The 23416-nt window shown below is 62.9% G+C and carries 15 protein-coding genes; 12 read left to right on the forward strand and 3 right to left on the reverse strand.

What is annotated here, in order from left to right:
* Positions 1-5: 5 nt before the first annotated feature.
* The 12 genes from ACYVHT_RS13540 (at position 6) to ACYVHT_RS13595 (ending at position 20121) form a co-directional block, all read left to right on the forward strand.
* Positions 6-296, forward strand: a complete 291-nt coding sequence (locus ACYVHT_RS13540) for a hypothetical protein (RefSeq protein ID WP_460552539.1) — start codon at positions 6-8, stop codon at positions 294-296.
* Between the two features lie 267 nt (positions 297-563).
* Positions 564-3101 carry a DUF5686 and carboxypeptidase-like regulatory domain-containing protein gene (locus tag ACYVHT_RS13545; protein ID WP_460552542.1) on the forward strand — a complete coding sequence of 846 codons (2538 nt, stop codon included), beginning with the start codon at positions 564-566 and terminating at the stop codon, positions 3099-3101.
* 194 nt (positions 3102-3295) lie between these two features.
* Positions 3296-5329 (forward strand): 7TM diverse intracellular signaling domain-containing protein, encoded by a 2034-nt coding sequence (locus ACYVHT_RS13550; protein ID WP_460552544.1) that lies wholly within the window; start codon positions 3296-3298, stop codon positions 5327-5329.
* A 340-nt stretch (positions 5330-5669) separates the two neighbouring features.
* Positions 5670-8195 carry a glycoside hydrolase family 3 N-terminal domain-containing protein gene (locus ACYVHT_RS13555; RefSeq protein WP_460552547.1) on the forward strand — a complete coding sequence of 842 codons (2526 nt, stop codon included), beginning with the start codon at positions 5670-5672 and terminating at the stop codon, positions 8193-8195.
* A 73-nt stretch (positions 8196-8268) separates the two neighbouring features.
* Complete coding sequence (locus ACYVHT_RS13560) at positions 8269-11403, forward strand: SusC/RagA family TonB-linked outer membrane protein (protein WP_460552550.1); 3135 nt, start codon at positions 8269-8271, stop codon at positions 11401-11403.
* Between the two features lie 26 nt (positions 11404-11429).
* Positions 11430-12950 carry a RagB/SusD family nutrient uptake outer membrane protein gene (locus ACYVHT_RS13565; RefSeq protein WP_460552553.1) on the forward strand — a complete coding sequence of 507 codons (1521 nt, stop codon included), beginning with the start codon at positions 11430-11432 and terminating at the stop codon, positions 12948-12950.
* A gap of 177 nt (positions 12951-13127) precedes the next feature.
* Complete coding sequence (locus tag ACYVHT_RS13570) at positions 13128-14414, forward strand: PKD domain-containing protein (RefSeq protein ID WP_460552555.1); 1287 nt, start codon at positions 13128-13130, stop codon at positions 14412-14414.
* A 66-nt stretch (positions 14415-14480) separates the two neighbouring features.
* Positions 14481-15356, forward strand: coding sequence for a glycoside hydrolase family 16 protein (locus ACYVHT_RS13575; protein WP_460552558.1), 876 nt, complete (start codon positions 14481-14483; stop codon positions 15354-15356).
* A gap of 204 nt (positions 15357-15560) precedes the next feature.
* Positions 15561-16397 (forward strand): glycoside hydrolase family 16 protein, encoded by an 837-nt coding sequence (locus ACYVHT_RS13580; RefSeq protein ID WP_460552561.1) that lies wholly within the window; start codon positions 15561-15563, stop codon positions 16395-16397.
* 182 nt (positions 16398-16579) lie between these two features.
* Positions 16580-18007: a T9SS type A sorting domain-containing protein gene (locus ACYVHT_RS13585; protein WP_460552564.1), complete on the forward strand. Its 1428-nt coding sequence runs from the start codon at positions 16580-16582 to the stop codon at positions 18005-18007.
* Between the two features lie 90 nt (positions 18008-18097).
* Positions 18098-19003, forward strand: a complete 906-nt coding sequence (locus ACYVHT_RS13590) for a LysR substrate-binding domain-containing protein (protein WP_460552567.1) — start codon at positions 18098-18100, stop codon at positions 19001-19003.
* Between the two features lie 89 nt (positions 19004-19092).
* Positions 19093-20121, forward strand: a complete 1029-nt coding sequence (locus tag ACYVHT_RS13595; RefSeq protein WP_460552570.1) for a YeiH family protein — start codon at positions 19093-19095, stop codon at positions 20119-20121.
* 32 nt (positions 20122-20153) lie between these two features.
* Here ACYVHT_RS13595 and ilvA read toward each other — a convergent pair whose 3' ends face one another.
* From ilvA to ilvN, 3 genes are all read right to left on the reverse strand, one after another.
* Positions 20154-21422: a threonine ammonia-lyase gene (gene ilvA, locus ACYVHT_RS13600; protein WP_460552573.1), complete on the reverse strand. Its 1269-nt coding sequence runs from the start codon at positions 21420-21422 to the stop codon at positions 20154-20156.
* A 233-nt stretch (positions 21423-21655) separates the two neighbouring features.
* The gene (gene ilvC / locus ACYVHT_RS13605; RefSeq protein ID WP_460552578.1) at positions 21656-22717 is read right to left on the reverse strand and encodes a ketol-acid reductoisomerase; all 1062 of its coding nucleotides are present in this window, start codon (positions 22715-22717) and stop codon (positions 21656-21658) included.
* Between the two features lie 88 nt (positions 22718-22805).
* Positions 22806-23396 (reverse strand): acetolactate synthase small subunit, encoded by a 591-nt coding sequence (gene ilvN, locus ACYVHT_RS13610; protein WP_460552581.1) that lies wholly within the window; start codon positions 23394-23396, stop codon positions 22806-22808.
* Between the last annotated feature and the right edge of the window lie 20 nt (positions 23397-23416).

Raw genomic sequence — 23416 nt, forward strand, 5'->3', positions numbered from 1 at the left:
CTGCCATGCCCATTCTTCTGCTACGGGCTGCCGCCAGCTGGCCGCTGCCCGGCCTGGGCCTGCTGGCCCTGCCCGATGGGCCCACGCCTCACCTCCTGCCCTACGCCCTGCATACCGCGCTGGCCGTGGTATCCATTGGGCCCGGGGGCGAGCGCCATAGCGGCACGGCCACGGTAGAGGAAGTTGCGCGCCCCGACGAAGCTGGTGCGCCGGTACGGGCCCTGCTGCTGGACCTGAATGGCCCGGTAATGCTGCTGCCTGGCACCGAAATATGGCTGCACAATTCCATGCAGTAGTTAGACGATGCCAATTCTCCGCCAGGATTCCATAGCAAAGCCGGCCTGCGGAGGGCACGCCCTCCGGCCCTCTCCACCACAAGTTAGTGTCCACTTACTATATCGCAAATCAGCTTTACAGGGCCACGACAACAATTCAGCCAGCAGGTTTAACCATTTGCCCGAAAATTTAGTCTATTTGGCGCGGAACTACTTGGGAGCCACTGACGCTTTGCGTAAATTGCGGGACTGCTGCTAATTCTCGCATTTGGCTCTTCACTACTCTCTATGAAATTTCTTGCTCCGTTGCTCCTGGTATGCCTCTTCGCATTGCCAGCCGCAGCCCAGCGTATCGTTATCAGTGGTCAGGTAGTGGAGGCTACGAATGGTGAGCCGGTGCCCTTCGCATCCATTTTCATTCCCAAAACCAGCGCCGGCATTACTGCCGATGCCGATGGCAAGTTTAAGCTGGCCGTATCGGGCGCTCCCGATTCCATCGCGGCTTCGGCCATGGGCTTTGCCACCCAGCGGCGGAAGCTTTCCGACGCGGCCACCCAAAACGTACTCTTCCGCCTGAAAGCCGGGGGCGTGGCCCTGGCCGAAGTAGTGGTTTCGTCGCGGAAGCCGGAAAACCCGGCCTTCCGCATCCTGCGCGAGGTGCAGAAGCACAAGCCTGAGAACGAGCGCAGCGCCATGAAAGCAGTGGAGTTCGATTCGTATAACCGCATCGAAACCAGTCTCATGGACCTGCCCAAGGCCCTGTCCAACCGCAAGGTTATCAAGGATATTCGGGCCCTGGCCGTGCGCCAGGGCGCCGCCGCCGCTTCCGATACCGACGCGCCGCTACCCATTTTCGCCTCCGAGGTTGGTTCGCGGGTGTATCAGAAGTTCTCGCCTCTGCGTCGCCGCGAAGACCTGCTGCACAAGCAGATGCGCGGCGCAGGCCCCCGCGAAGGCTCGGTGCTGTCGCAGATGCTGGGCTCGAATTTCCAGAACTTCGACTTTTACCCCAACTGGCAGAATATTCTGGGCAAGGATTTCATCTCGCCCATTGCCGAAGGCGGCCGCCTCACCTACGAGTACGAGCTGCAGGATTCGGTTTTTGTGGGCAAAGACTGGTGCTATAAGATTGCCGTCACGCCCAAGCGCAGCCACGACCTGGCCTTTAAGGGCACCGTCTGGATTACGGCCCAGGGGTATGCCCTGCGGCGCGTGGACCTGGTGGCCAGCCCCGATGCCAACATCAACTTCGTGAATGACCTGCGCATTTCGCAGGACCTCACGCCTCCGGCCGATGGCCCGGGCCTGGTAGCACGTACCAAGCTGCTAATCAGCGTGCGGCCCTACGAAAAGCAGGCCGCTATGCTGGTGCGCTTCACCACGGTGAACACGAATTTCGTGCGCAACCAACTGCATGAGGAAACGGGCTTCTACGACCAGCCCATCGTTTCATCGTTGATGGAGCCCAGCGACGAGGGCCTTGCCAGCAAGCTGATTGCCAATCCCGATGCCGCCAGCGCGGGCGGGTACTTCGACCAGCACCGGCCCGATACGCTGAGCCTGAGCGAGCGCCAGGTTTTTGCGGTCCTCGATTCGGCCAAGCAGCTGCCATCGGTGCGCAACCTGCTCGACTGGGTTGACTTGTTTGTGAACGGCTACAAGCGTGTGGGGAAATTTGACCTGGGCCCCATTGCTAACGTGTACGCGCACAACGACTACGAGGGCAACCGCTTCCGTTTCGGCTTCCGCACCACCCCTGAAATCAGCCGCAACTGGGTGACGCAGGCTTACGTGGCCTACGGTACGCTTGATGGCCGTTTTAAATACGGGGCCCGCACCAGCTACATTGCCGAGCGCCGCCACTGGACGGTTTTTACGGGCGAGTTTAAGCACGACGTGGAACAGGCGGCGCTGCTTGATAATGATTTCATCGACAACAACAACCTTTTCCTGGCGGCTTCGCGCTGGGGCCGCTTCAAGCAGGGCAAGCCCGTGCTGCGCGACCTCACGGCCCTGAGCGTGCAGCGCGACCTGTTTCACGGCTTCACCCAGACCCTGACGCTGCGCTACCAGAACATCAACCCGCTCTTTGAAATCCATCGCCGGCCCGGCCCCAACATGCCGCCGGTAGACGATGAGCCCGCCTCCAACGTCCTTCACCTGAGCGAACTGGTGTCGGAATCGCGCTACGCCCCCGATGAAAACATGGTGCAGAGCGAAAACCGCCGCCGCGCCGTGGGCCTGAAACGCCTGCCCGTATTCGGCTTCCGCTACACGCTGGGGGCCATCGACTGGACGCAGGGCAATTTCATGTACCACAAGTTCAACCTGTCGATTATGCACAGCGTGTCGGTGGGCCAGCTGGGCCGGCTCACCTACCGGGCCGAAGGCAACTACATTCCCACGGCGCTCCCCTACTTCATTCTGAAAACCCCGCTGGGCAACCAGACGCCTTTCTATAACGCCAACGCGTTCAACCTGATGAACTACTTCGAGTTCATTACCGACCGCTCAGCAACGCTGCGCCTCGACCACCATTTCGAAGGGCTGTTCATCAACTCCATTCCAGGCTTGCGGGCGCTCAACTGGCGCTTGGTAGCCACCGGCAACGTGCTCTACGGCAAGCTCTCGGACCGCACGCGGCGCATCAACGGCGACAGCCCCGACCTGCCCGGCCCCATCTCCACGCCGTATGTGGAGGTTGGCTACGGGGTTGAGAACATCTTCAAATTTGTGCGGGTCGATTTCATTCATCGCCTCACCTACCGCGACACGCCCGGCACCAGCAACTTTGGTGTTAAGATAGGCGCGCAGTTCCGCCTCTGATTCTTCCTGCTTGGCTGTTTAAATGGGCCACGCCCGGTTGTGCGACCGCACGGCCGGGCGTGGCCCATTTAGCGGCTGAGGCACAAAGCGTTTTCACGGTCCAAACAAACAGCCCCGTACCATAGGTTAGTGAGTAAAGGCTCACTTCTCCCTTTTTCCCGACTAGCTCAATTGTTCGTAAGTTAGGCTCCGCTATGCTCGTCCTTACTCAATTAGCCGACGCTATCCATCGGTTGCGCTGCGTGTGGCGCAGCCTGCGCCATCTGCTCCTGCTCACTGGCCTGCTTGTGCCGGCCTGGGCCCGTGCGGCCCCCGAAGACACGCTGATAACCAACCCGGCCCAGCCCGAGCATTACCTCGATGAGAACTACTACAGCATGCTGGAGGACCCCACCGGCCGGCTGACCATTGCCGACCTCCAGTCCCCTGCCTGGAGCCGCCGCTTTATGGTAATGCGGGGGTCGGGGCATCCGCCCAACATTCAGCACCCGCGCAGCACGTATTGGCTGCGCCTCACCGTGCGCCACGCGCCCGCCGAAACAGCTGCCTGGTACCTGGAGCTGTACGATTCGCACATCGGCCGGGCTGTTTTCTATCGGCCTCTACCGGGCAGCGCTTCGGGTTACGACAGCGTGGCGACCGGGGCTACATTGCCCTTTGCCACCCGTCCGCACCCGTACAAGAACTTCCTGTTCGACCTGCCGCCCCGGCCCGGCCAAACGCTTACCTACTACCTGCGCCTGCGCTCCGATACACGCACCAGCTTTCGGGCCATGCTTCACAGCGGTTCCGGCCTCATTCCGGAGCTGTCGCTGCAATACTGGCTGCTGGGCGTTTTCTACGGCGTGCTGGCCATCATGGTGCTCTACAACCTGATTCTATTCTTCTTTCTGAAAGAGCAGACCTACCTGTCGTACGTTTTGTACGTGCTCAGCGGGGCACTGCTGTTCCTCACCGAAGACGGGCTGGGCTTTCAGTACCTGTGGCCGGGCGGGCCCAGCTTTAACCACTTCATCGGCGCAGCAGCCCCGGTGCTGCTGCTGGTCACGTTTGCCATCTACGCCAACGGCTTTCTGGATACCGCCTCGCGGCTGCCGGGGCTGTACCGTGCCGGCCGCTGGGTGGTGGGCGTGAGCACCGCGCTGCTTGTCATAGACGCTGCCGTTGTACACTCCGGTTTTAGCTTCTGGCTCTATCTGCTACCCTACGGCCTGCTATACTACATTGGCATTCAGGCTTATCACAACGGCCTTAAGCCGGCGCGCTACCTGCTGCTGGCGCAGGCACTGGTGGCCAGCAGCCTCACATTCCTCATCATGCGGAAGCTGGGCATCGACTTTTATAACAATGCCTACACGGTGTATAGCCTCAACGCCGCCTTTGTGCTCGAAGTAGTAATTCTGAGCTATGCGCTGGGCGAAAAGCTTAAGGGCCTGATGGATACCACGCTGCTGACGCAGCACCGCCTGCTCAAGCAGCTTCGCAAAAAGCACCAGGCCCAGGACCGGCTGGTGGAGCAGATGCGCGAAAACCAGGAGCTGAAAGACCGCCTCAACACCGAGTTGGAAGCCTTGGTGGCCCAGCGCACTTTCGAGCTGCGCCGTCAAAACGACACCGTAGCGGCGCAAAATCGTGAGCTACTGGAAGCCAATGGCTTGCTGGCGCTACAATCGGCCGCTATCGAACAGCTGAACAACGAGCTGAGCCGCGACCTTCACGCCGAGAAGGCAGCCCGCATCGAAGCCCGGGAGGTTGACTTTGGCGAGTTCAGCCAGATTTACCCGGACAAGGACGCCTGCCTGCGCTACCTGGCTAACCTGAAGTGGGAGCACGGCGGCTACCGCTGCCGCAAGTGCGGCCACGAAAAGAGCTGCGAGGCCCGCGAGCCCCACGCCCGCCGCTGCACCCGCTGCCGCTACGTAGAGTCGGCCACGGCGGGCACTCTCCTCCAAAAGTGCAAGTTCTCCATCGTGAAGGCGCTATATGCAGTTTTTCTCCTGCACGCGCATCGCGGCAATTATTCACCGTCGGAGCTGGCCCGGGTGCTGGAGCTGCGCCAGGCCACCAGCTGGGCCTTTGCCCAGAAAGTAATTGCCGCCCTGCAGCGCCGCCGCCTGGCCCCCGACTATGAAGACGGTGAACCCTGGACGCATGTGCTACTCGATGCTGGCACGGATGCGGAAATCACTGCCGAGGAGCTGGCGGAAGCCACCGAAAAAGCCTCGTAACCCGACCGGCAACGATTGCGAAAATGCCTCGGCCGCATTTCAGCATTTCCTGGCATTGGGAGCAATTTTCCGGAATGCCGGTTGGGCCTGTTTCCCAATCGGCATTTTTTTTTGCTGAAAGGGCATTTTTTTTCATTGTTTTTTAGCCCGACGGCTGAGTGAGGCAAAAGGGGATAGTGGGCGAGCAGGGGTAGAAAACCGGAATTGTCGCGTGTGCAGCAAGCGTATAAACTTTAGCTGCAATAGCCCGAAAAATGCGTTAAATGGGCTGATTAGGGCATTTATGGGCTTGCATTTGCCAAACACACGCCCATACATTTGACCATTCCCACCTGTTCAAATGACGGCTCTTCTTACTAAACTTGGCCAGTTTCTGGCTTCTGGCAAACCCACGCTTGCCCCACTGCCGGCAAGCCGGGCATCCTGGAAAAACCTGGCGCTGATGCTGCCGCTACTGGCGGCCTGCCAGCGTGCTACTGTGCCTGCTACTACGGGGGCACCGGCGGCTGTGGCCAGCCCGGTAACCGCCCCGGCAGAGCTACCCGCGGCGGCGTTTAGCCCACGGGTGCAGCAGCTGCTGGCCCAGATGACGCTGGAGGAAAAAATCGGACAGATGACCCAGCTCAACCTGTCGGCAATAAATCATACTGGCACCAACGGCGACGTCACCCTGGACTCGGCCAAAGCGGCCGGGCTGGTGCGGGATTTTCATATTGGGTCCTTCCTGAACGGCGAGGCCGTGCCAGCCGCACAGTGGCTGCGCTACTCGGCCGCGCTCCAGCGCATTGCCCTGCGCGAGTCGCGGCTGCACATCCCTATGGTGTACGGCATCGACCACATGCACGGGGCCAGCTACGTGAGCGGCACCACCATTTTCCCTCACAACATCAGCCTGGCGGCCAGCTTCAACCCCGAGCTGGCCCGGCAAACGGCCCGTGCCACTATTCTGGAATCGGCCGACCTGGGCCACCACTGGGTTTTTGCGCCGGTACTGGACTTGGGCGTGAATGCCTACTGGCCCCGCTTTTATGAAACGTATGGCGAAGACCCGCTGGTAGCGGCTACGCTGGGCGCAGCGTTTGTGCGTGAAATCCAGAACAATACGGAAGTAGCCCCTTACAAAATCGCAGCTTGCGGCAAGCACTTTCTGGGCTACTCCGACCCGCGCAACGGCTGGGACCGCACCAACGCCCTGATTCCCGACCAGCGGCTGCAGGAGTTCTTTCGTCCTTCGTTTCAAGCCGCAATCGATTCCGGATTGAAATCGGTCATGATTAACTCCGGCGAAATAAACGGGGAGCCGGTGCACGCCTCCAAGGCCATTCTGACCGACCTGCTGCGCCGGCAGATGGGTTTCAAGGGCGTGGCCGTGACCGATTGGGAAGACATTATCCGGCTGGTACGCATTCAGAAAACGGCCGCCAACGAGAAGGAAGCCACCTGGATGGCCATCGACGCGGGCGTGGACATGGCCATGACGCCCTACAACACCAACTTCTGCCGCATAGTGAAGGAGCTGGTGCAGGAAGGCCGCCTCACGCCGGCCCGCATCGACCTCTCGGCGGGGCGCGTGCTGCAGATGAAAGACGAAATCGGGCTTTTTGAAAACCCCATGCCCCGGGCCGACCGGCTGAATCGCATTGGCGACCCCGCTTTCCGGGCCCAGGCCGTGGCGGCGGCTCGCGAGTCGGTGGTGCTGCTTAAGAATGAGCGCAGTACCCTGCCCATAGCTCCGGCCCGGGTGAAACGACTGCTGGTGGTTGGCCCGTCGGCCAACTCCCGGGCCAACCTGTGCGGCGGCTGGACGCTGGCCTGGCAGGGCCGCCCCGAGGACGCCTACCCCACCGATGTGCCCACGCTGCTGGAAGCCCTGCGCCAGGAATACCCGCAGGCCACGGTGGAGATGATTCCGTACCGCGACAAGACGGGTAAAACAATGCTGCCCGCTATTGCCGCCGCCGCGAAGCAGGCCGATGCTGTGGTGCTGGCCCTGGGCGAGCGGCCCTACGCCGAGGGCATGGGCAACACCTCCGACCTGACCCTGCCCGACGACCAGCAGCAGCTGGCGCGCACGGCGCAGGCCAGCGGCAAACCCACCGTGGTGGTGATGATTGGCGGACGGCCAAACATCATTCGGAGCGTGGCGGAGGGGTCGGCGGCCATTATCTGGGCGGGGCTGCCGGGCTACGGCGGCGGCACGGCGCTGGCCGAAATCATCAGCGGGAAGACCAACCCCAGCGGCAAGCTGCCTTTCACCTACCCGCAGTTTGCCGGCCACATCACCAACTACCATCACGACAACAACGAGAACAGCCTCGACCTGAGCGACTTCGGCGCCGGATTCGAGCAGCGGGCTCCCAAGTACAAGAGCTCCATGCTCACCGAGTTTGGCGAAGGCCTGAGCTATACGACCTACGCCTACACCAGCCTGGCACTGAGCGACTCGGTGCTGAACGGCCCGGCTGCCCGGCTGCGGGCCACGGTGCGGGTGGCCAACACGGGCGCGCGCGCCGGCCAGGAAACGGCCCTCTGGTTCCTGACCGATGAGGTGGGCCGCGTGGCCCGCCCGGTGCGAATGCTGAAGCACTTTGACAAGCAGGCGTTTGCTGCCGGCCAAAGCCGGGAGCTGACCTTCGACATCGACCCGCTGCGCGACCTGAGCTACCCCGACGGTCAGGGCCGTCCGCAGCTGGAAAATGGCTGGTACACCCTGCGCGTGGGCTCGCAGTCGGCCCGGTTCCGCTACGCGGGTGGGCCGGTGGCCCGCAATGCCGGCCGGCCCGAGGGCTCGACAGGAGCGGTACGCCCAAGCAATGGCCGGTTGCGGCCCGGGGCCGCTACGGCCGAAGCCACGCCGAATAAATAGCTCATTTTCGGGCTTCTACATCCATTCACCTTTTTTCTCACCCATTCGCTGACTCACTTTTAAAACTCCCACCATGAAGCGAAACATTTACCTTATTGCACTGGTGCGCCGTTCGGCGGTGCTGCTGGCCTGTGGGCTTCCCGCAGTGGCGGCAGCAGCTCCTGCCACGGCTGCCATTCGGCTCGTTCGGCCTGCGGCCGACGTGCCCGTATCGGGCCGCGTGACCGGGCCCGATGGCTCGGGCCTGCCCGGCGTGACGGTGCTGGTACGCGGCACTACGCTGGGCACCAGCACCAATGCCGACGGCGCGTTCAACCTGACTGCGCCGGAAGGCAGCACTCTGGTCTTCAGCTTTGTTGGCTACACCACGCAGACGGCTACGGTGTCGGCCAGCGGCCCTATCAGCATCAGCCTGAAGGAAGACACCCAGAAGCTGAACGAGATTGTGGTGGTGGGCTACGGCACCCAGCAGCGCGGCAGCGTGACGGGGGCGGTGTCGTCGGTATCGTCGCGCGAGATTGCCTCGCAGCCGGTGGCCGATGCCACCCAGGCCATTCAGGGCCGGGCGGCAGGCGTCACGGTGACGTCGAACGGCGGGGCACCAGGCGGCGCGGCCGGCACGTCCATTCGGGTGCGCGGCATCACGTCGGCGGGCAATAACAACCCGCTGTACGTGGTGGACGGCTTCCCGCTGCCCGACAACGGCAGCGAGAACCAGCTGAACGCCATCAGCCCGAACGACATCGAAAGCATTGACATTCTGAAAGATGCTTCGGCCACGGCCATCTACGGCCTGCGGGCCGCTAACGGTGTGGTCATCATTACCACGAAGCGCGGCAAGGCGGGGGTTTCGACGGTGAACGTGGATGCCTACCGGGGCGTGCAGCAGGTGTGGCGCAAGCTGAGCCTGCTGAATGCCGAGGAATATGCCGTTATCAACAACGAAAACCGCATTGCCAACGGCGACGCCATTGTGGTGGATAAGCTGCGGGACCCCAAGTCGTTGGGGGAGGGCACCAACTGGCAGGACGAGGTGTTCCGCCGGGCAGCCATTCAGAACTACTCGCTCTCGGCCACGGGCGGCAGCGATAAGGCCAAATACGCGGTGTCGGGCACCTACTTCCAGCAGGATGGCACCATCATCGGGTCGCACTTCGAGCGGTTTACGCTGCGGGCCAACGGGGACATTCAGCTGAATAAAATCTTTAAAATCGGCAACAGCATTTCGCTCACGCACTTGCAGGACCGCCAGATTACGTCGAACAGCGGCGAATACGGCACGGTGCAGCAGATGCTGCGCATTCCGGCCTTCCTGCCGGTGTACCGGCCCGATGGTTACTACTACGAGCCCCGGACTTCCGACAACTTCATTGAGGAGAACCCGCTGGCCTCGGCCACCATCACCAACCAGAAGTTTGTGCGGAACCGGATGCTGACCACGTTTTATGCCGAGCTGGAGCCGCTGAAAGGGCTGCGCTTCCGCACCAACGTGGGCGCCGACCTCATTTTTGATAATTACAACGCCTTCCGGCCCGGCGTGCCGGAGCTGCGCGTGGGCACCGAGGTGTATAACACGCGCTACACCCAGCTCACGGCGGGCTCGTCGGCCACGTCGGGCTACACGCCAAGCTACCTGATTGAGAACACCATCACCTACGACCACCTGTTTGGCGACAAGCACCAGGTAACGCTGCTGGCCGGGCAGTCGGCCCAGGAGTTCAACTACAGCAACGTGGAAGCCTACCGCACGGGCTACCTGCGCAACGACCTGCAAACGACCAATTCCGGCCCGATTAATACGTCGCTGGCCAACGCGGGCACCATCAACCCGCCCTCGCACCTGGCCAGCTACTTTGCCCGCCTCAACTACGAGTTCGGCGGCAAGTATCTGTTTTCGGCCATTGCCCGCTACGACGGCTCGGGCAACTTCCCGCCCGGCGAGCAGTTCGGCTTCTTCCCCGGCGTGTCGGCGGGCTGGCGCGTGTCGGAGGAGGAATTCCTGAAGGGCAACCGGGTTATCAGCAACCTGAAAATCCGGGCGGGCTACGGCAAAGTGGGCAACCCCAACAATGCCGGCCGCTTCGCCTACCTCTACGCCGTGAACTCGGGCATTCTGGTGCCCTTCGGCACTACCGCCACCGGCGGCGGCGTGCTGCAAACCGGCGCGGCCCCCACGCGCCAGGCCAACTCCGAGCTGCGCTGGGAAACCAACAACCAGGCAAACTTCGGCATCGACTTGGGCTTCATGGACAACCGCTTCGAGGCCACCATCGACCTGTACAACCGCACCTCGCCCAACCTGATTGCGCCGGTGCCGCCGTCGCTGGTATCGGGCACGTATGAGAGCGTGAACCGCAACGCGGCCTCGGCCTACAACCGGGGCATCGACCTGTCGCTGACTTCGCACAACGTGCAGACCGCCGACTTCAACTGGACCACCAACCTGAACGTGTCGGCCTACAAAACCCGGCTTGAGTCGCTCGGGATTGGGCGGCCCTACAACGGCCTGACGGCCCTGAGCGGCGTGATTGTGCGCTACGACCAGGGCCAGCCCTTCGGCTCGTTCTACGGCTTCGTGGCCGATGGCCTGTTCCAGACGCCGGAGGACGTGAAAAACCACGCCTTCCAGCAAAACGGCACGGCTCCCGGCGATATCCGCTTCAAGGATTTGAACAACGACGGCGTTATCAACGCCGACGACCGCACGTTTATCGGCAACCCCAACCCCTCGTTCACCTACGGCTTCAACAACACCGTGACCTGGAAGGGCTTCGACCTGAACGTGTTTGTGCAGGGCTCGCAGGGCAACAAGATTTACAACCAGAACCGCTACCTGCTCGAAAGCGCCCTGTACGGCAACAGCAGCGGCAGCACCCGCGTGCTGGCCCGCTGGACCGGCCCCGGCACCAGCAACGACGTGCCCCGCGCCATTGCCGGCGACCCCAACCAGAACCTGCGCGTGAGCACCTATTACATGGAAGACGGCTCCTACCTGCGCATCAAAACCCTGACGCTGGGCTACACCCTGCCCAAGGCCATTATGGACCGCATCTACACCAAGCAGCTGCGCGTGTACGTGAGCGCCCAAAACCTGCTCACGCTCACCAAATACTCCGGCTTCGACCCCGAAGTGGGCTCGCGTGGCGTGGATTTGGGCATTTACCCGCAGCCCCGGGTATTCCTGGCCGGCCTGAACATCGGCTTTTAATCTCCTCATTCTCTAAGACTAAGAAGATGTTGACCATCACGAAATATACCTGCGGCGCGGCGCTGCTTTCCCTCACCCTGCTTTCGGGCTGCGGCAAGACGTTTCTGGACGAAAGCCCGACCGACCAGGTGACGGACGCTAACTTTTACAAAACCGAAACCGACGCCATTCAGGCCACCAACGCGGTGTATAGCCAGCTGGCCACGCTGGGCCAGTACAACTCGGCGCTGTGGGGCATTGGCGACATTGGCTCGGACCTGAGCACCACCGGCGGCGGCGGCGGCGGCGACGGCATTGAGCAGCAGCAGCTCGACAACTTCAACATTCCGGCCACCAACCCCCTCACCAGCCGCCTGTGGGGCAGCTGCTACGTGGGCATCGGCACGGCTAACATCGTGCTCCAGAAGGTGCCGAACATGACCATCGACCCGGCCCTGAAAAATCGCTGCATCGGCGAGGCCGAGTTCCTGCGGGCCAAGTTCTACTTCGACCTGGTGCGGGCCTACGGCGACGTGCCGCTGATAACGGTGCCGCCCACCACGCTGGCCGAGGTGAACATCCCACGCACCCCGGTGGCTCAAATCTATCCGCTGATTGAGAGCGACCTGCGCGATGCCATCACCAAGCTGCCGCCCTCCTACACCGGCGACAACCTGGGCCGGGCCACCAAGTGGGCCGCCACGGGCCTGCTGGCCAAAGTGTACCTCACCGAGAACAAGATGACCGAAGCCGCCACTCAGGCCCGCGCCCTGGTGGTATCCGCCAGCGGCAGCGTGGGCGGCACGCCGGCCAGCGGCCGCGACCTGTGGGCCAGCTACGCCGACAACTTCAAGGTGAGCAACGAGCACGGCAAGGAGTCGCTGTTTGAGGTGGGCTTCATTGCCGGCCGCAACCAGTGGAGCCAGGACGGCCCGGGCTGGAGCGGCAACGAGTTTATGGGCCCGCGCGGCATGGGCATCACGCCCCAGGGCGGCTACGGCTTCAACGTGCCCGAGCCCGACTTCGTGGCCGGCTACGAAACCGGCGACCTGCGCCGCGATGCCACCATCTGGAAGCCCGGCGACGTGTACCCCGACGGCCGCACGCAGCCGGCTTCGCTGCCCGGCTCGCCCAACGGCTACAACGTGCGCAAGTTCTACACCGACAAGTCGTTGTCGAACATCTGGGATTCGCCGCTGAACATTGCCGTGATGCGCCTGGCCGAGGCCTACCTCATTCTGGCCGAAGCCGTGGGGCCGACCGCCGAGGGCCTGACCGCCATCAACCGGGTGCGGCGCCGTGCCTTTGGCGAGGCCCTGGACACGCCCGGCTCGCACGACATTCCGGCCGGCATCTCGGCCGCCAATTTTAAAACGGCGGTGTGGCGCGAGCGCAAGTACGAGCTGGCCTTCGAGATGGACCGCTGGTTCGACATGAAGCGCACCGGCGAGCTGCTCACCTCGCCCCAGCTCATTGCCAAAGGCGTGAAGCCGTTCAACGTGGTGCTGCCCATTCCGCAGTCGGAGCGCGACGTGAACCCCAACCTCTCCCAGAACCCGGGCTATTAATGTGGTTCGGGAATGCAGCCGGGCTGTCATCCGGAACGCAGCCAAGGACCTGCTCACGCTTGCTCAAAATGACTTGCTACAAACCGTTTTGACGTGAGCAGGTCCTTGGCTGCGCTCAGGATGACAAAAGACCTAAAGCAGCCCCAAACCGTCCCATCATTTCCCTTCAGAATTCCCATGAAAAATATAGTACGCGCCACCACCCTGGGCCTGCTCACGGTCCCGCTGCTGCTGGCTTCCTGCAAAAAGGCCGGCGACGACAATACTCTGGAAGGCCCCGTGCCAACCGCCGATTTTGCGGCCACCGTCGATGCCTCGCAGTTTCCGGTGCGGGTCAGCTTCAAAAACAATAGCCAGGACGGCTTCATTTACCAGTGGAACTTTGGTGACAACTCCGCCCTGGGCTCGGGCACCGATGTGACGCACACCTACCAGCGCCCCGGCACCTACCAGGTGCTGCTCACGGCCGCCGGGCGGGGCGGCACCAGCCCCGGCCGGCAGAAGGCCGTGGTGATTCCGTCGGCCTGCGACAATGCCGGCTTCTCGTTCCTGACCGCGTGCGGCGGCAGCGGAGCCGCTTCCTGGACCATTTCGGACCAGCCCGGGGCCATCATCCGGTACGCCTCGAACGGCACCACGGTGCTCAGCTCCCTGCCGGCCACCGGCACCCAGCTGCCCGCCTGCCTGCTCGACGACCAGTTCACCTTCGGCAGCAACTACGCCTACGGCTACGACGCGGGCGGCGCCGCGGGCCAGACCTATGCCAACGGCACCTGCGGCCCGGCCAAGCCCGGCAGTTCCAGCTTCATCTACAAGCCCGTGGCCGGCACGCTGGGCCAGATTATCCTGACCACCAACAAGTCGTTTATCGGCCTCACCGATACGGTGGTGAACAAAACCTACGAAATTCTGGAGGCCACCGCCACCCGCCTGCGCCTGCGCGGCACCAGCCCCGACGGCACCAAGACGGTGGTGACCTACATGCCGCAGATTTCGGCCGTGGACCGCGTGAAGCAGTTCCTGACCGGCGGCTCGACCCGCACCTGGAAGCTGGACAACAGCGTGGCCGCCACCATTGTGGTGGGCCCCAGCGATGCCGACCCCACGGGCTACTACGCCGGCGGCCTGGCCGGCAGCCTGCCCGCCTGCCAGGCCGATGACGAATTCACCTTCACCTCGACCAACTCCTACCAGTACAACGCCATGGCCGAAACCTTCGTGGCCGGCGGCGGCGGCTGCCAGGCCGCCCGCTCGGTCACCACGCCCTTTACGTTTGGGGCGGCTACCGGCGCGGGCCTTGCGCAGTTTGAGCTGGCACCGGCCACGCCCGCGCCGTTCATCGGCGTTACCGATGCGCCGGACCGCGTGTACCGCATCCTTTCCATTGATAACCAGCACATGGTATTGCGGGCGGGCAGCTCTACGGCGCCACTGGTGTTCACCATGAAGCTGGTGGTTAAATAACACCGGCCAGCGTGCCATTGCGGCGGCTGACTGAACCGCGCCGGCTGAAATTCGCTTAACTACTTTATGAAAAATCTGCTTTCCACTATTCCTTTCCGCCGCTGGACCGGGGCCGGCTGCGTGCTGGCCCTGAGCCTGGCCGGCTGCACCGAGAAGAAATCGGGGCCGCCGCCCGTAACGCCCCCAACCACCACGGAGGTGAACGCCGAAGCCCGCGACTACAACCTCTACACCGAGCTGGTGTGGAGCGACGAGTTCAATGGCGGGGCCCTCGACCAGAGCAAGTGGGCCTACGAAACCGGCGGCGGCGGCTGGGGCAACAACGAGCTGGAATACTACACCAACTCGCCCGACAATGCTTTCGTGACGGGCGGCAACCTCGTCATTCAGGCCAACCGCCAGGTGATGGTCAACCGCAACTACACCTCGGCCCGCCTCATCACGAAGGGCAAGCAGAGCTTTCAGTTCGGGCGAATTGACGTGCGCGCCAAGCTGCCGCAGGGCCAGGGCATCTGGCCGGCCATCTGGATGCTGGGCAGCGACATCGACACCAACAACTGGCCCGTGTGCGGCGAGATTGACATGATGGAGCTGCGCGGCCAGCAGCCCAATAAATTCTTGACAACCATGCACTACGGCACCGGTGCCAACGACCACCGCTACAAGGGCTCGCCCGACCAGGTGCTGGCCAACGGCAACTTTTCCGATGCCTTCCACACCTTCAGCCTGGTGCGCAGCAAGGACCAGATGCGGTTTTTCCTGGACGGCACGCTCTACTACACCTTCACGAGCAGCGACGCGTCGCCCTACCCGTTCAACAACCCGTTCTTCATGATTCTGAACGTGGCCGTCGGCGGCGATTTCCTCGGCAACCCCGATGCCTCCACCGTTTTCCCCCAGCAGATGCAGGTGGACTACGTGAAGTTTTTCCAGTACAAATAGCCCTTGGCTGACAGGACAAAGGCTGTCAGCCGGCAGCTGACAGCTGACGACGAAACCCCGGCATTCCGGCTGGGAAATTGGTGGGAACAAGTTATACCGGCCGGATAGGGCGGCGGCTACCCCTGGCTTGTGAGTGCCAGGGGTGGCTGCCCCCGATGGGGCCGCCACACCACCCAGGCACCTTTCTGCACACCATTCCTTCCTATGATTTCAACGCTACTTTCCGGGTTTCTGCTGCTGAGCAACGCGTTTGCTACGGGCATTCCAAAACCAGCCCCGCCCGCCGACAAGCCCCGCTACACTTTCCCGAAGCTGGCCTGGAGCGACGAGTTTAACTACACCGGCCTGCCCGATTCCACGAAGTGGACCTACGACGTGGGCGGCCACGGCTGGGGCAACAAAGAGCTGCAGTACTACACCAAAAAGCGCCGCGAAAACGCCCGCGTGGAGGGCGGCAACCTCATTGTGGAGGCCCGCAAGGAAGCCCTGGTGGCCGGCAACGACTACACCTCGGCCCGCTTGGTTTCCAGGGGCAAGGGCGGCAGCCAGTTGTATGGCCGCTTCGAGATTCGGGCCCGGATTCCGATGGGGCGCGGCACCTGGCCCGCCATCTGGATGCTGCCTGACGCGAATACCTACGGCAACAAAGGCTGGCCGGATAACGGCGAAATCGACATCATGGAGCACGTGGGCTACGACCCCAACGTGGTGCACGCCACCACGCACTGCAAGGCCTACTACTTCCGCATCAACACCCAGAAAACCGGCATCACGAAGCTGGCCGATGCGTCGGCTTTCCACGTCTATTCGATGGAGTGGACGCCCGAAACCATCACGGCCTACGTGGACGGCGAAATCTATTTCGCTCATCGCAACGAAGGCACCGGCTGGGAAACCTGGCCCTGGGACAAGCCCTTCCACCTGCTGCTGAACGTGGCCGTGGGCGGCGAGTGGGGCGGCCAGAAGGGCGTGGACGAAGCCGCCTTCCCCCAGCAGATGGTGGTGGACTACGTGCGGTTTTACGAGCTGAAAAAGGGCTAAGCCTTCCGCAAGAACGCAGGCTGGTCGTGCCGAGCGCCGCCGAGGCATTCCGCGTGTACTAGTGACTCAATCGATTGGTTTACTGCTGCACGCGCGATGCCTCGGCGGCGCTCGGCACGACCGTTTTTTTCTGTTTTCAAGCCAAACCACAACTCATTCCTTCACATTTTTCCAATTCCCACATGAACATTTTTACCAAGCTGCTTACGGCCGGCGTGTTGCTGGCCGGCGTCACCCAGGCTTCGGCCCAGACGCTGTACGACAACTTCGAGGCGACGCGCATTGTGGCCTACCCCACCACGCAGGGCACCTTCACCCAGAACACGGCCAACCCCGGCATGAACGCCGTGAACGGCAGCAGCACCTGCGCCCTCTACACCCGCGACGGGGCCCAGCAGTACGCTGTGATTGTGGTGAAGCCCAACAACGCGGTGATGGCCAGCGTGGCTCCCTACGCGGCGGGCACCAAGCGCATTTCGGTGAAATTTCGCAGCCCTGCGGTGGGCGTGGTGGTGCAGGCCGTGCTTCAGAACAGCACCAAATCGAACACCAACCAGTACCCCAACGGCAAGTTCGGCGGCGATTTCAACGCCACCACCACCGTGGCCAACGCCTGGGAAACGCTGACCTTCACCTACACCGCCGCCAGCGCGGGCAATTTCGACCCCACCGTGGCCGCTACCGACGTGGACCAGATGGTGCTGCTGGTAGCGCCCGGCACCAACAACGCCGCCACGTATTACCTCGACGACATTATGGGTCCGGAGCTGATTGCCGGGCCGACTTCGACGCTGGCCGTGAGCCAGCTCTACGACAACTACCAGGGCACCCGCGCCATCAAGTACATCGCCTACAAATCGTCGGGCGGGCTGAAGGTGGATACCTTGAACCCGGCCCCCAGCACCCTCAACAACAGCACCCGCGTGGCGCGCTACACCCGCTCGACCAACCAGTACGATGCCTTGGTGGTGCAGCCCCGTGGCGCGGCCCTGGCCGATGTCACGAACTTCAAAAACAACACCCTGCACATGACCATGAAGGTGTTCAGCCCCGCGCCGGGCATTCCGTTTCAGATAACCCTGCAGGACTCCACGGTGGCCAACGGCAGCAACTACCCGGCCGGCCGCAACTCCGAATACACCGCCACCACCACGGCCACCAACGCCTGGGAAACCCTGACCTTCAACTACGTAAACACGCCCAGCGCCACGCCCAATACCGGCCTGAACGAAATCGTGCTGCTCATTGCCTCCAACACCTTCGCCCGCAAGCGCGTGTACATCGACGACTGGACCGGCCCGAGCCTGGTGGGCTACATCCCCACCGCCATCCGCACCGTGCAAACCACGTCGGCCGCCTTCGCCCCGGCCTACCCCAACCCTACGTCGGGCCTCACGCAGCTGCCCTTCAGCCTGCAAAAGCCCGCCGTGGTGAGCCTGGCCGTGTTCGATAACGTGGGCCGCCGCGTGGCGCAGGTGATGGACAACGAAACCCGCCCCGCCGGCCAGTTCACCGCCGAGCTGAACGCCGCGAAGCTGGCCCCCGGCCTCTACACCTGCCGCCTGACCGTGGACGGCGTGAGCCTGACCCGCCCGCTAAGTGTGGAATAGCGGTTTTTACTCTACCAGAGGCCAACGCCCCCGCCGGATTCGGCGGGGGCGTTGTGCGTTTGGAGTGCAGCCCTAGGCGTACTTTGGGGCATGTCTGATTTCCGTTTGCGCGTGTTTGAAGCCGTGGCCCGGCACCTGAGCTTCACCAAAGCCGCCCAGGAGCTGTTTGTGACGCAGCCCGCCGTCACCAAGCACATTCATGAGCTGGAAAAGCACTACGGCCAGCGCCTGCTGGAGCGGCGCGGCAACCGCGTGGCCCTCACCGAAGCCGGCCGCCTGCTCCAGAGCCATGCCGAGGCCGTGGCCGCCTCCACCCGGCAGCTGGCCGACCAGCTCCTGGCCCTGCGCGACCCCGACGAGGCCGCCGGCCGCCTGCGCCTGGGGGCCAGCACCACCCTCTGCCAGTACGTGCTGCCGGGCCTGCTGCCCGCCTTCCAGGCCCGCCACCCCAACGTGCAGCTAACGCTGGCCAATGCCAACTCCGAGCACATTGCCGAGGCTCTGCTGCGCGGCAAGCTGGACCTGGGCTTTGTGGAAGGCCGCTCCAAAAGCCGCGACCTGCACTACGAGCTGCTGCTGCCCGACGAGCTGGTGGCCGTGCGCCGCGCCACGCCCGCCGGCCCGCCCGCCACGCCAGTACCGCTGGCCGAAGCCCTGACCCACCCGCTGGTGCTGCGGGAGCGCGGCTCGGGCACGCTCGAAGTGCTGGAGTTTGCGTTGCGCGAACGGAAAGTTGCGCTCAGCTCACTGCGCGTGGCTTTTTATTTCGACAACACCGAAGCCATCAAGGGCTACCTGGAGGCTGCGCCGGAGGCGCTGGGGTTTGTGTCGCGCCGGGCGCTGGCCCGGGAGCTGGCCGGTGGTCAGCTCGAAATTGTGCCGATTGAAGGCCTGCACCTTATGCGGCAATTTGAGGCCGTGTGGGTGCAGGGCCAGCCGCTGGCGCGGGCGGCACAGCGGTTTCTGAGCTTTGCGCAAGCACATTTGGCGCATTGATATAACTTTTGGTAATTCTGAATAACCTTTTTCGATTACACAAAAAGAGGTCAATATCGTAGGTTTGGGGTAGTTATCTGCCTCTTACCATGTCCTCCCCCACCCTCACCCCACCCATTCCAACGCCTGCCGCCGCACCCGAGGCAGCAGGCGTTTTTCGGTATTTCCACACGCCTCATCGCGTTTTAGGCTACTCCATTACCCTGCGTCAGGTGGTGTTTGGGTTGCTGATGGTGTTCTGCCTCACGCCGTGGGCCTCGCCGCCGGTGGCACTGGCGCTGGGCCTGGTGCTGGCTCAAACGCTGGGCAACCCATTTGCCAGCCAGACCAGGGCCGCCACGGCCAAACTGCTGCAATACTCGGTGGTAGGCCTGGGCTTTGGCATGAATGCGCAGGCGGCGGTGCAGGCCGGGCGTGAGGGCATTTTGTTCACGGTGGCTTCTATTTTCGGCACCCTTGTTCTGGGCTATTTCGTGGGGCGCTGGCTGGGCCTGGGGCGGCAGGTAACGCACCTTATTTCGTGCGGCACTGCCATTTGCGGGGGCAGCGCCATTGCGGCCGTGGGGCCGGTATTGAAGGCCAGGGACGAAGAAATGTCGGTGGCGCTGGGCACGGTGTTCGTGCTCAATGCCATTGCCCTGTTTGCCTTCCCGCCCATCGGCCACGCGCTGGCCCTGACGCAGCAGCAGTTCGGCCTGTGGTGCGCCATTGCCATTCACGATACCTCTTCGGTGGTGGGCGCGGCCAAAGTTTACGGCGACCAGGCCCTGCAGGTGGCCACCACCGTGAAGCTGGCCCGCGCCCTCTGGATTATCCCGGTCAGCATCGGCACGGCGATGCTTTTCAAGCAGAAGGGCGTCAAAATCAAGATTCCGTATTTCATCCTCGGCTTCATCGTGGCCATGCTGCTGAACACTTACGTGCCCGCCCTGCAGCCCCTGGGGCCGCTGGCAGTGAAGCTGGCCAAAATCGGCCTCACGGTGACGCTGTTTTTTATCGGCGCCGGGCTGTCGGCCAGCACCTTGCGGGCAGTGGGCGCCAGGCCGTATCTGCTGGGTGTGCTGCTGTGGGTCGTGATTTCGAGCGTGTCGCTCTATGTGATTTTACACACGGTGTAGCGGCGCATACCTGCGTCTCATCGTGCGCGCTGCTACACCAGCAGCGCCAGGAAATCGGGCTGACCGTTGAGGTACTCGAAGCCGAAGCCCTCCTCCCCCATCCGGGCCTTGATGGCTTCCACGTCGTGCGGCTGCTTCACTTCGATGCCGACGAAAACGGGGCCTTTTTCCTTGTTGTTTTTCTTGATGTACTGGAAGTGGATGATGTCGTCGCCCTCGGCCAGCACACGGTTCACGAAGCGGCGCAGGGCCCCGGGCGCCTGGTGGAAGTTCACCATGAAGTAGTGCTTCAGGCCCTGGTATTTGGCGGCGCGCTCCTTGATGTCCTCCATGCGGGTGATGTCGTTGTTGGAGCCGCTCACCACGCACACCACGGTTTTGCCCGCAATGCGCTCCGCAAACTGGTGCAGGGCCGAGATGGTGAGCGTACCGGCCGGCTCCAGCACCATGCCTTCCTCGTTGTACATCTTCAGCAAATCGAGGCAGACCTGGCCTTCGGGCACCAGCACCACCTCGTCGAGCAGCTCGCGGCACAGCGCGTAGGTGAGCTGGCCGGGGCACTTCACCGCCGCGCCGTCCACGAAGCTGTCGATGCTGGCCAGCGCCGCGTGCCGCTGGTTTTGGATGGCGTCGTGCATCGAAGGCGCCCCCAGCGGCTGCACGCCAATGAGCTTCGTGGCTGGGCTCAGCAGCCGAAACACGCTGCCCACGCCCGAGGCCAGCCCGCCCCCGCCAATGGGCAGGAAGCAGTAGTCGATAGCCACGGTGGCTGCTTTCAGAATCTCCAGCCCCACGGTGGCCTGCCCTTCCACAATGGCCATATCATCGAAGGGGTGAATGAAGGTGCTGCCCCGCGCGTCGCTGAACTCCCTGGCGGCCCGAAACGAGTCGTCGAAGCTGGCGCCGGTCAGCACCACTTCCACAAACTCCTTCCCGAAGAGTCGCACCTTGTCCACCTTCTGGGCGGGCGTTTGGGCGGGCATGAAGATGTAGCCTTTCAGGCCCAGCAGCTGGCAGGCGTAGGCCACGCCCTGGGCGTGGTTGCCGGCGCTGGCGCACACTATCTCGCGCTCGCCCACGATGGGCGGCAGCGTGCTCATCTTGTGGTAGGCCCCGCGAATCTTGTAGGAGCGCACCACCTGCAGGTCCTCCCGCTTGAGCAGCACCGTGGCCGCGTAGAGGCGCGAGAGGCCGTGATTTTGCAGCAGCGGCGTTTTGTAGATGACGTGCCTGAGGTTGCGCGCCGCCCGCTCCACGTTTTTGAGCAGCACGGCGGGCGGGGCGGTGGTGGCGTTGGGCATGGAGGCTGGATTAGATTAAAAGAACATGTTGTCGGACTCCTGACGCCGGCACCTCACCCCCCGGCCCCCTCTCCTGCGGAGAGGGGGAGCCTGACGACTTGTAGCACATGCTTTAGCTTGTGCGGCGTTAAGCGGCTTCTGACGGGCACAAGCTAAAGCATGTGCTACAAGGGCAGAACCGGTGCCCCCTCTCTGCGGGAGAGGGGGCCGGGGGTGAGGTGGCCCGGCGCCGCTTACGCCTCTACCTTTTCGGCCGCTTTCGAGCGTAGCTGGCGCACGGTGGCGCCGGTGGCCCACAGCTCCGACTCGCGTACTTCCTGCAGCTCGGCTTCCAGCTCCTGGCGGTAGTTGGGCGTGCTGCCGCGCTCGATGGTGCGGCGGGCTTCCTCGCCGCTGGCCACGCTGTCGTACAGCTCATTGAGCACCGGCAGGGTGGCTTCGCGGAACTTGCCTTTCCAGTCGAGGGCGCCGCGCTGGGCCGTGACGGAGCAGTTGGCAAACATCCAGTCCATGCCGTTTTCGCCCACCAGCGGCACCAGGCTCTGGGTGAGCTCTTCCACGGTTTCGTTGAAGGCCTCGGAGGGCGAGTGGCCGCGCTGGCGCAGCACCTGGTACTGGGCCTCGATGATGCCGGCCAGGGCGCCCATCAGCACGCCGCGCTCGCCGGTGAGGTCGGAGTACACTTCCTTCTTGAAATCGGTTTCGAACAAATAGCCCGAGCCCACGCCGATGCCCATGGCAATGGCCTTCTCCCAGGCCCGGCCGGAGGCATCCTGGTACACGGCAAACGACGAGTTCAACCCGCCGCCGGCCACAAACAGGCGGCGCAGGCTGGTGCCGCTGCCCTTGGGCGCCACCAGAATCACGTCCACGTCGGCGGGCGGAATGATGCCGGTCTGGTCGTTGAAGGTGATGCCGAAGCCGTGCGAGAAGTACAGCGTTTTGCCGGGCGTGAGCTTGCTTTTCAGCAGGGGCCACAGCGCAATCTGGCCGGCGTCGCTCAGCAGGTTGCAGATGATGGTGCCGCGCTCAGCCGCCTCTTCCAGCGAAAACAGCGTTTCGCCCTCCACCCAGCCGTCCTTGATGGCGCGTTCCCACGACGGTGTGCCCTGGCGCTGGCCCACGATGACATTGAAGCCGTTGTCGCGCATGTTCAGGGCCTGGCCCGGCCCCTGCACGCCGTAGCCGATAACGGCAATGGTTTCGTCTTTGAGGTATTCCAGCGCCTTTTCGAGCGGGAATTCGTCGCGGGTGATGACGGTTTCATTTACGCCGCCGAAATTGATTTGTGCCATGGGTGTTGGGGGTTGGGTTGTAGCGCGGACTTTTAGTCCGCGCCTGGGTTAAAAGAATATCGTTTTACTCGCGGACTGAAAGTCCGCGCTACATGGTAAATACCGCGTCGCGGCTGTTCAGGAACTCGTTTTCGGCCACGTCCTCGCCCGGCTCGCGGCGCTCGAACTCGCGCAGCTTGTGGTTGAAGCCGTCGCTGGCTTTGATGATGGCAATGCGGGCGCTGCGCACAAATTCAATCAGGCCGTAGGGCTGCAGCACCTTGATGAGCGCATCGGTTTCCTCGCGGTGGCCGGTGGTTTCAAACACCGTGTAATCCTTGCGGATGACCACGGCGCGGGCGCCGTTTTCGCGCAGCAGGCGCTCGACGGAGGCGCGCTCGGCAATCACGTCGGTGGGCACTTTGTAGAGGGCCATTTCCTGCCAAATCACGTCGGCGTTGGTGTTGTAGTACACTTTCAGCACCTCCACCTGCTTCTCAATCTGGCGGGCCAGCTTGCTCACCACCTCCTCGGTTTCGGTGATGACGATGTTGAAGCGGTGAATGCCCTCGATTTCCGACGGCGACACGTTGAGGCTCTCGATGTTGATTTTGCGGCGCGAGAAAATGATGGCAATGCGGTTGAGCAGTCCCACCTGGTTTTCGGTGTAGGCCGTGATGTTGTATTCCTGGCGGGTCATTTTTTGAATTATGAATTATG

It is taken from the genome of Hymenobacter daeguensis (assembly GCF_054780555.1).

What these genes read in the sequence shown, in the direction of transcription:
- ACYVHT_RS13590 (WP_460552567.1), top strand. Translation starts at nt 18,098, where the DNA reads ATGTCTGATTTCCGTTTGCGCGTGTTTGAAGCCGTGGCCCGGCACCTG.
- ACYVHT_RS13560 (WP_460552550.1), top strand. Translation starts at nt 8,269, where the DNA reads ATGAAGCGAAACATTTACCTTATTGCACTGGTGCGCCGTTCGGCGGTG.
- ilvA (WP_460552573.1), bottom strand. Translation starts at nt 21,422, where the DNA reads ATGCCCAACGCCACCACCGCCCCGCCCGCCGTGCTGCTCAAAAACGTG.
- ACYVHT_RS13540 (WP_460552539.1), top strand. Translation starts at nt 6, where the DNA reads ATGCCCATTCTTCTGCTACGGGCTGCCGCCAGCTGGCCGCTGCCCGGC.
- ACYVHT_RS13570 (WP_460552555.1), top strand. Translation starts at nt 13,128, where the DNA reads ATGAAAAATATAGTACGCGCCACCACCCTGGGCCTGCTCACGGTCCCG.
- ilvC (WP_460552578.1), bottom strand. Translation starts at nt 22,717, where the DNA reads ATGGCACAAATCAATTTCGGCGGCGTAAATGAAACCGTCATCACCCGC.
- ACYVHT_RS13580 (WP_460552561.1), top strand. Translation starts at nt 15,561, where the DNA reads ATGATTTCAACGCTACTTTCCGGGTTTCTGCTGCTGAGCAACGCGTTT.
- ilvN (WP_460552581.1), bottom strand. Translation starts at nt 23,396, where the DNA reads ATGACCCGCCAGGAATACAACATCACGGCCTACACCGAAAACCAGGTG.
- ACYVHT_RS13545 (WP_460552542.1), top strand. Translation starts at nt 564, where the DNA reads ATGAAATTTCTTGCTCCGTTGCTCCTGGTATGCCTCTTCGCATTGCCA.
- ACYVHT_RS13565 (WP_460552553.1), top strand. Translation starts at nt 11,430, where the DNA reads ATGTTGACCATCACGAAATATACCTGCGGCGCGGCGCTGCTTTCCCTC.
- ACYVHT_RS13585 (WP_460552564.1), top strand. Translation starts at nt 16,580, where the DNA reads ATGAACATTTTTACCAAGCTGCTTACGGCCGGCGTGTTGCTGGCCGGC.
- ACYVHT_RS13595 (WP_460552570.1), top strand. Translation starts at nt 19,093, where the DNA reads ATGTCCTCCCCCACCCTCACCCCACCCATTCCAACGCCTGCCGCCGCA.
- ACYVHT_RS13555 (WP_460552547.1), top strand. Translation starts at nt 5,670, where the DNA reads ATGACGGCTCTTCTTACTAAACTTGGCCAGTTTCTGGCTTCTGGCAAA.
- ACYVHT_RS13575 (WP_460552558.1), top strand. Translation starts at nt 14,481, where the DNA reads ATGAAAAATCTGCTTTCCACTATTCCTTTCCGCCGCTGGACCGGGGCC.
- ACYVHT_RS13550 (WP_460552544.1), top strand. Translation starts at nt 3,296, where the DNA reads ATGCTCGTCCTTACTCAATTAGCCGACGCTATCCATCGGTTGCGCTGC.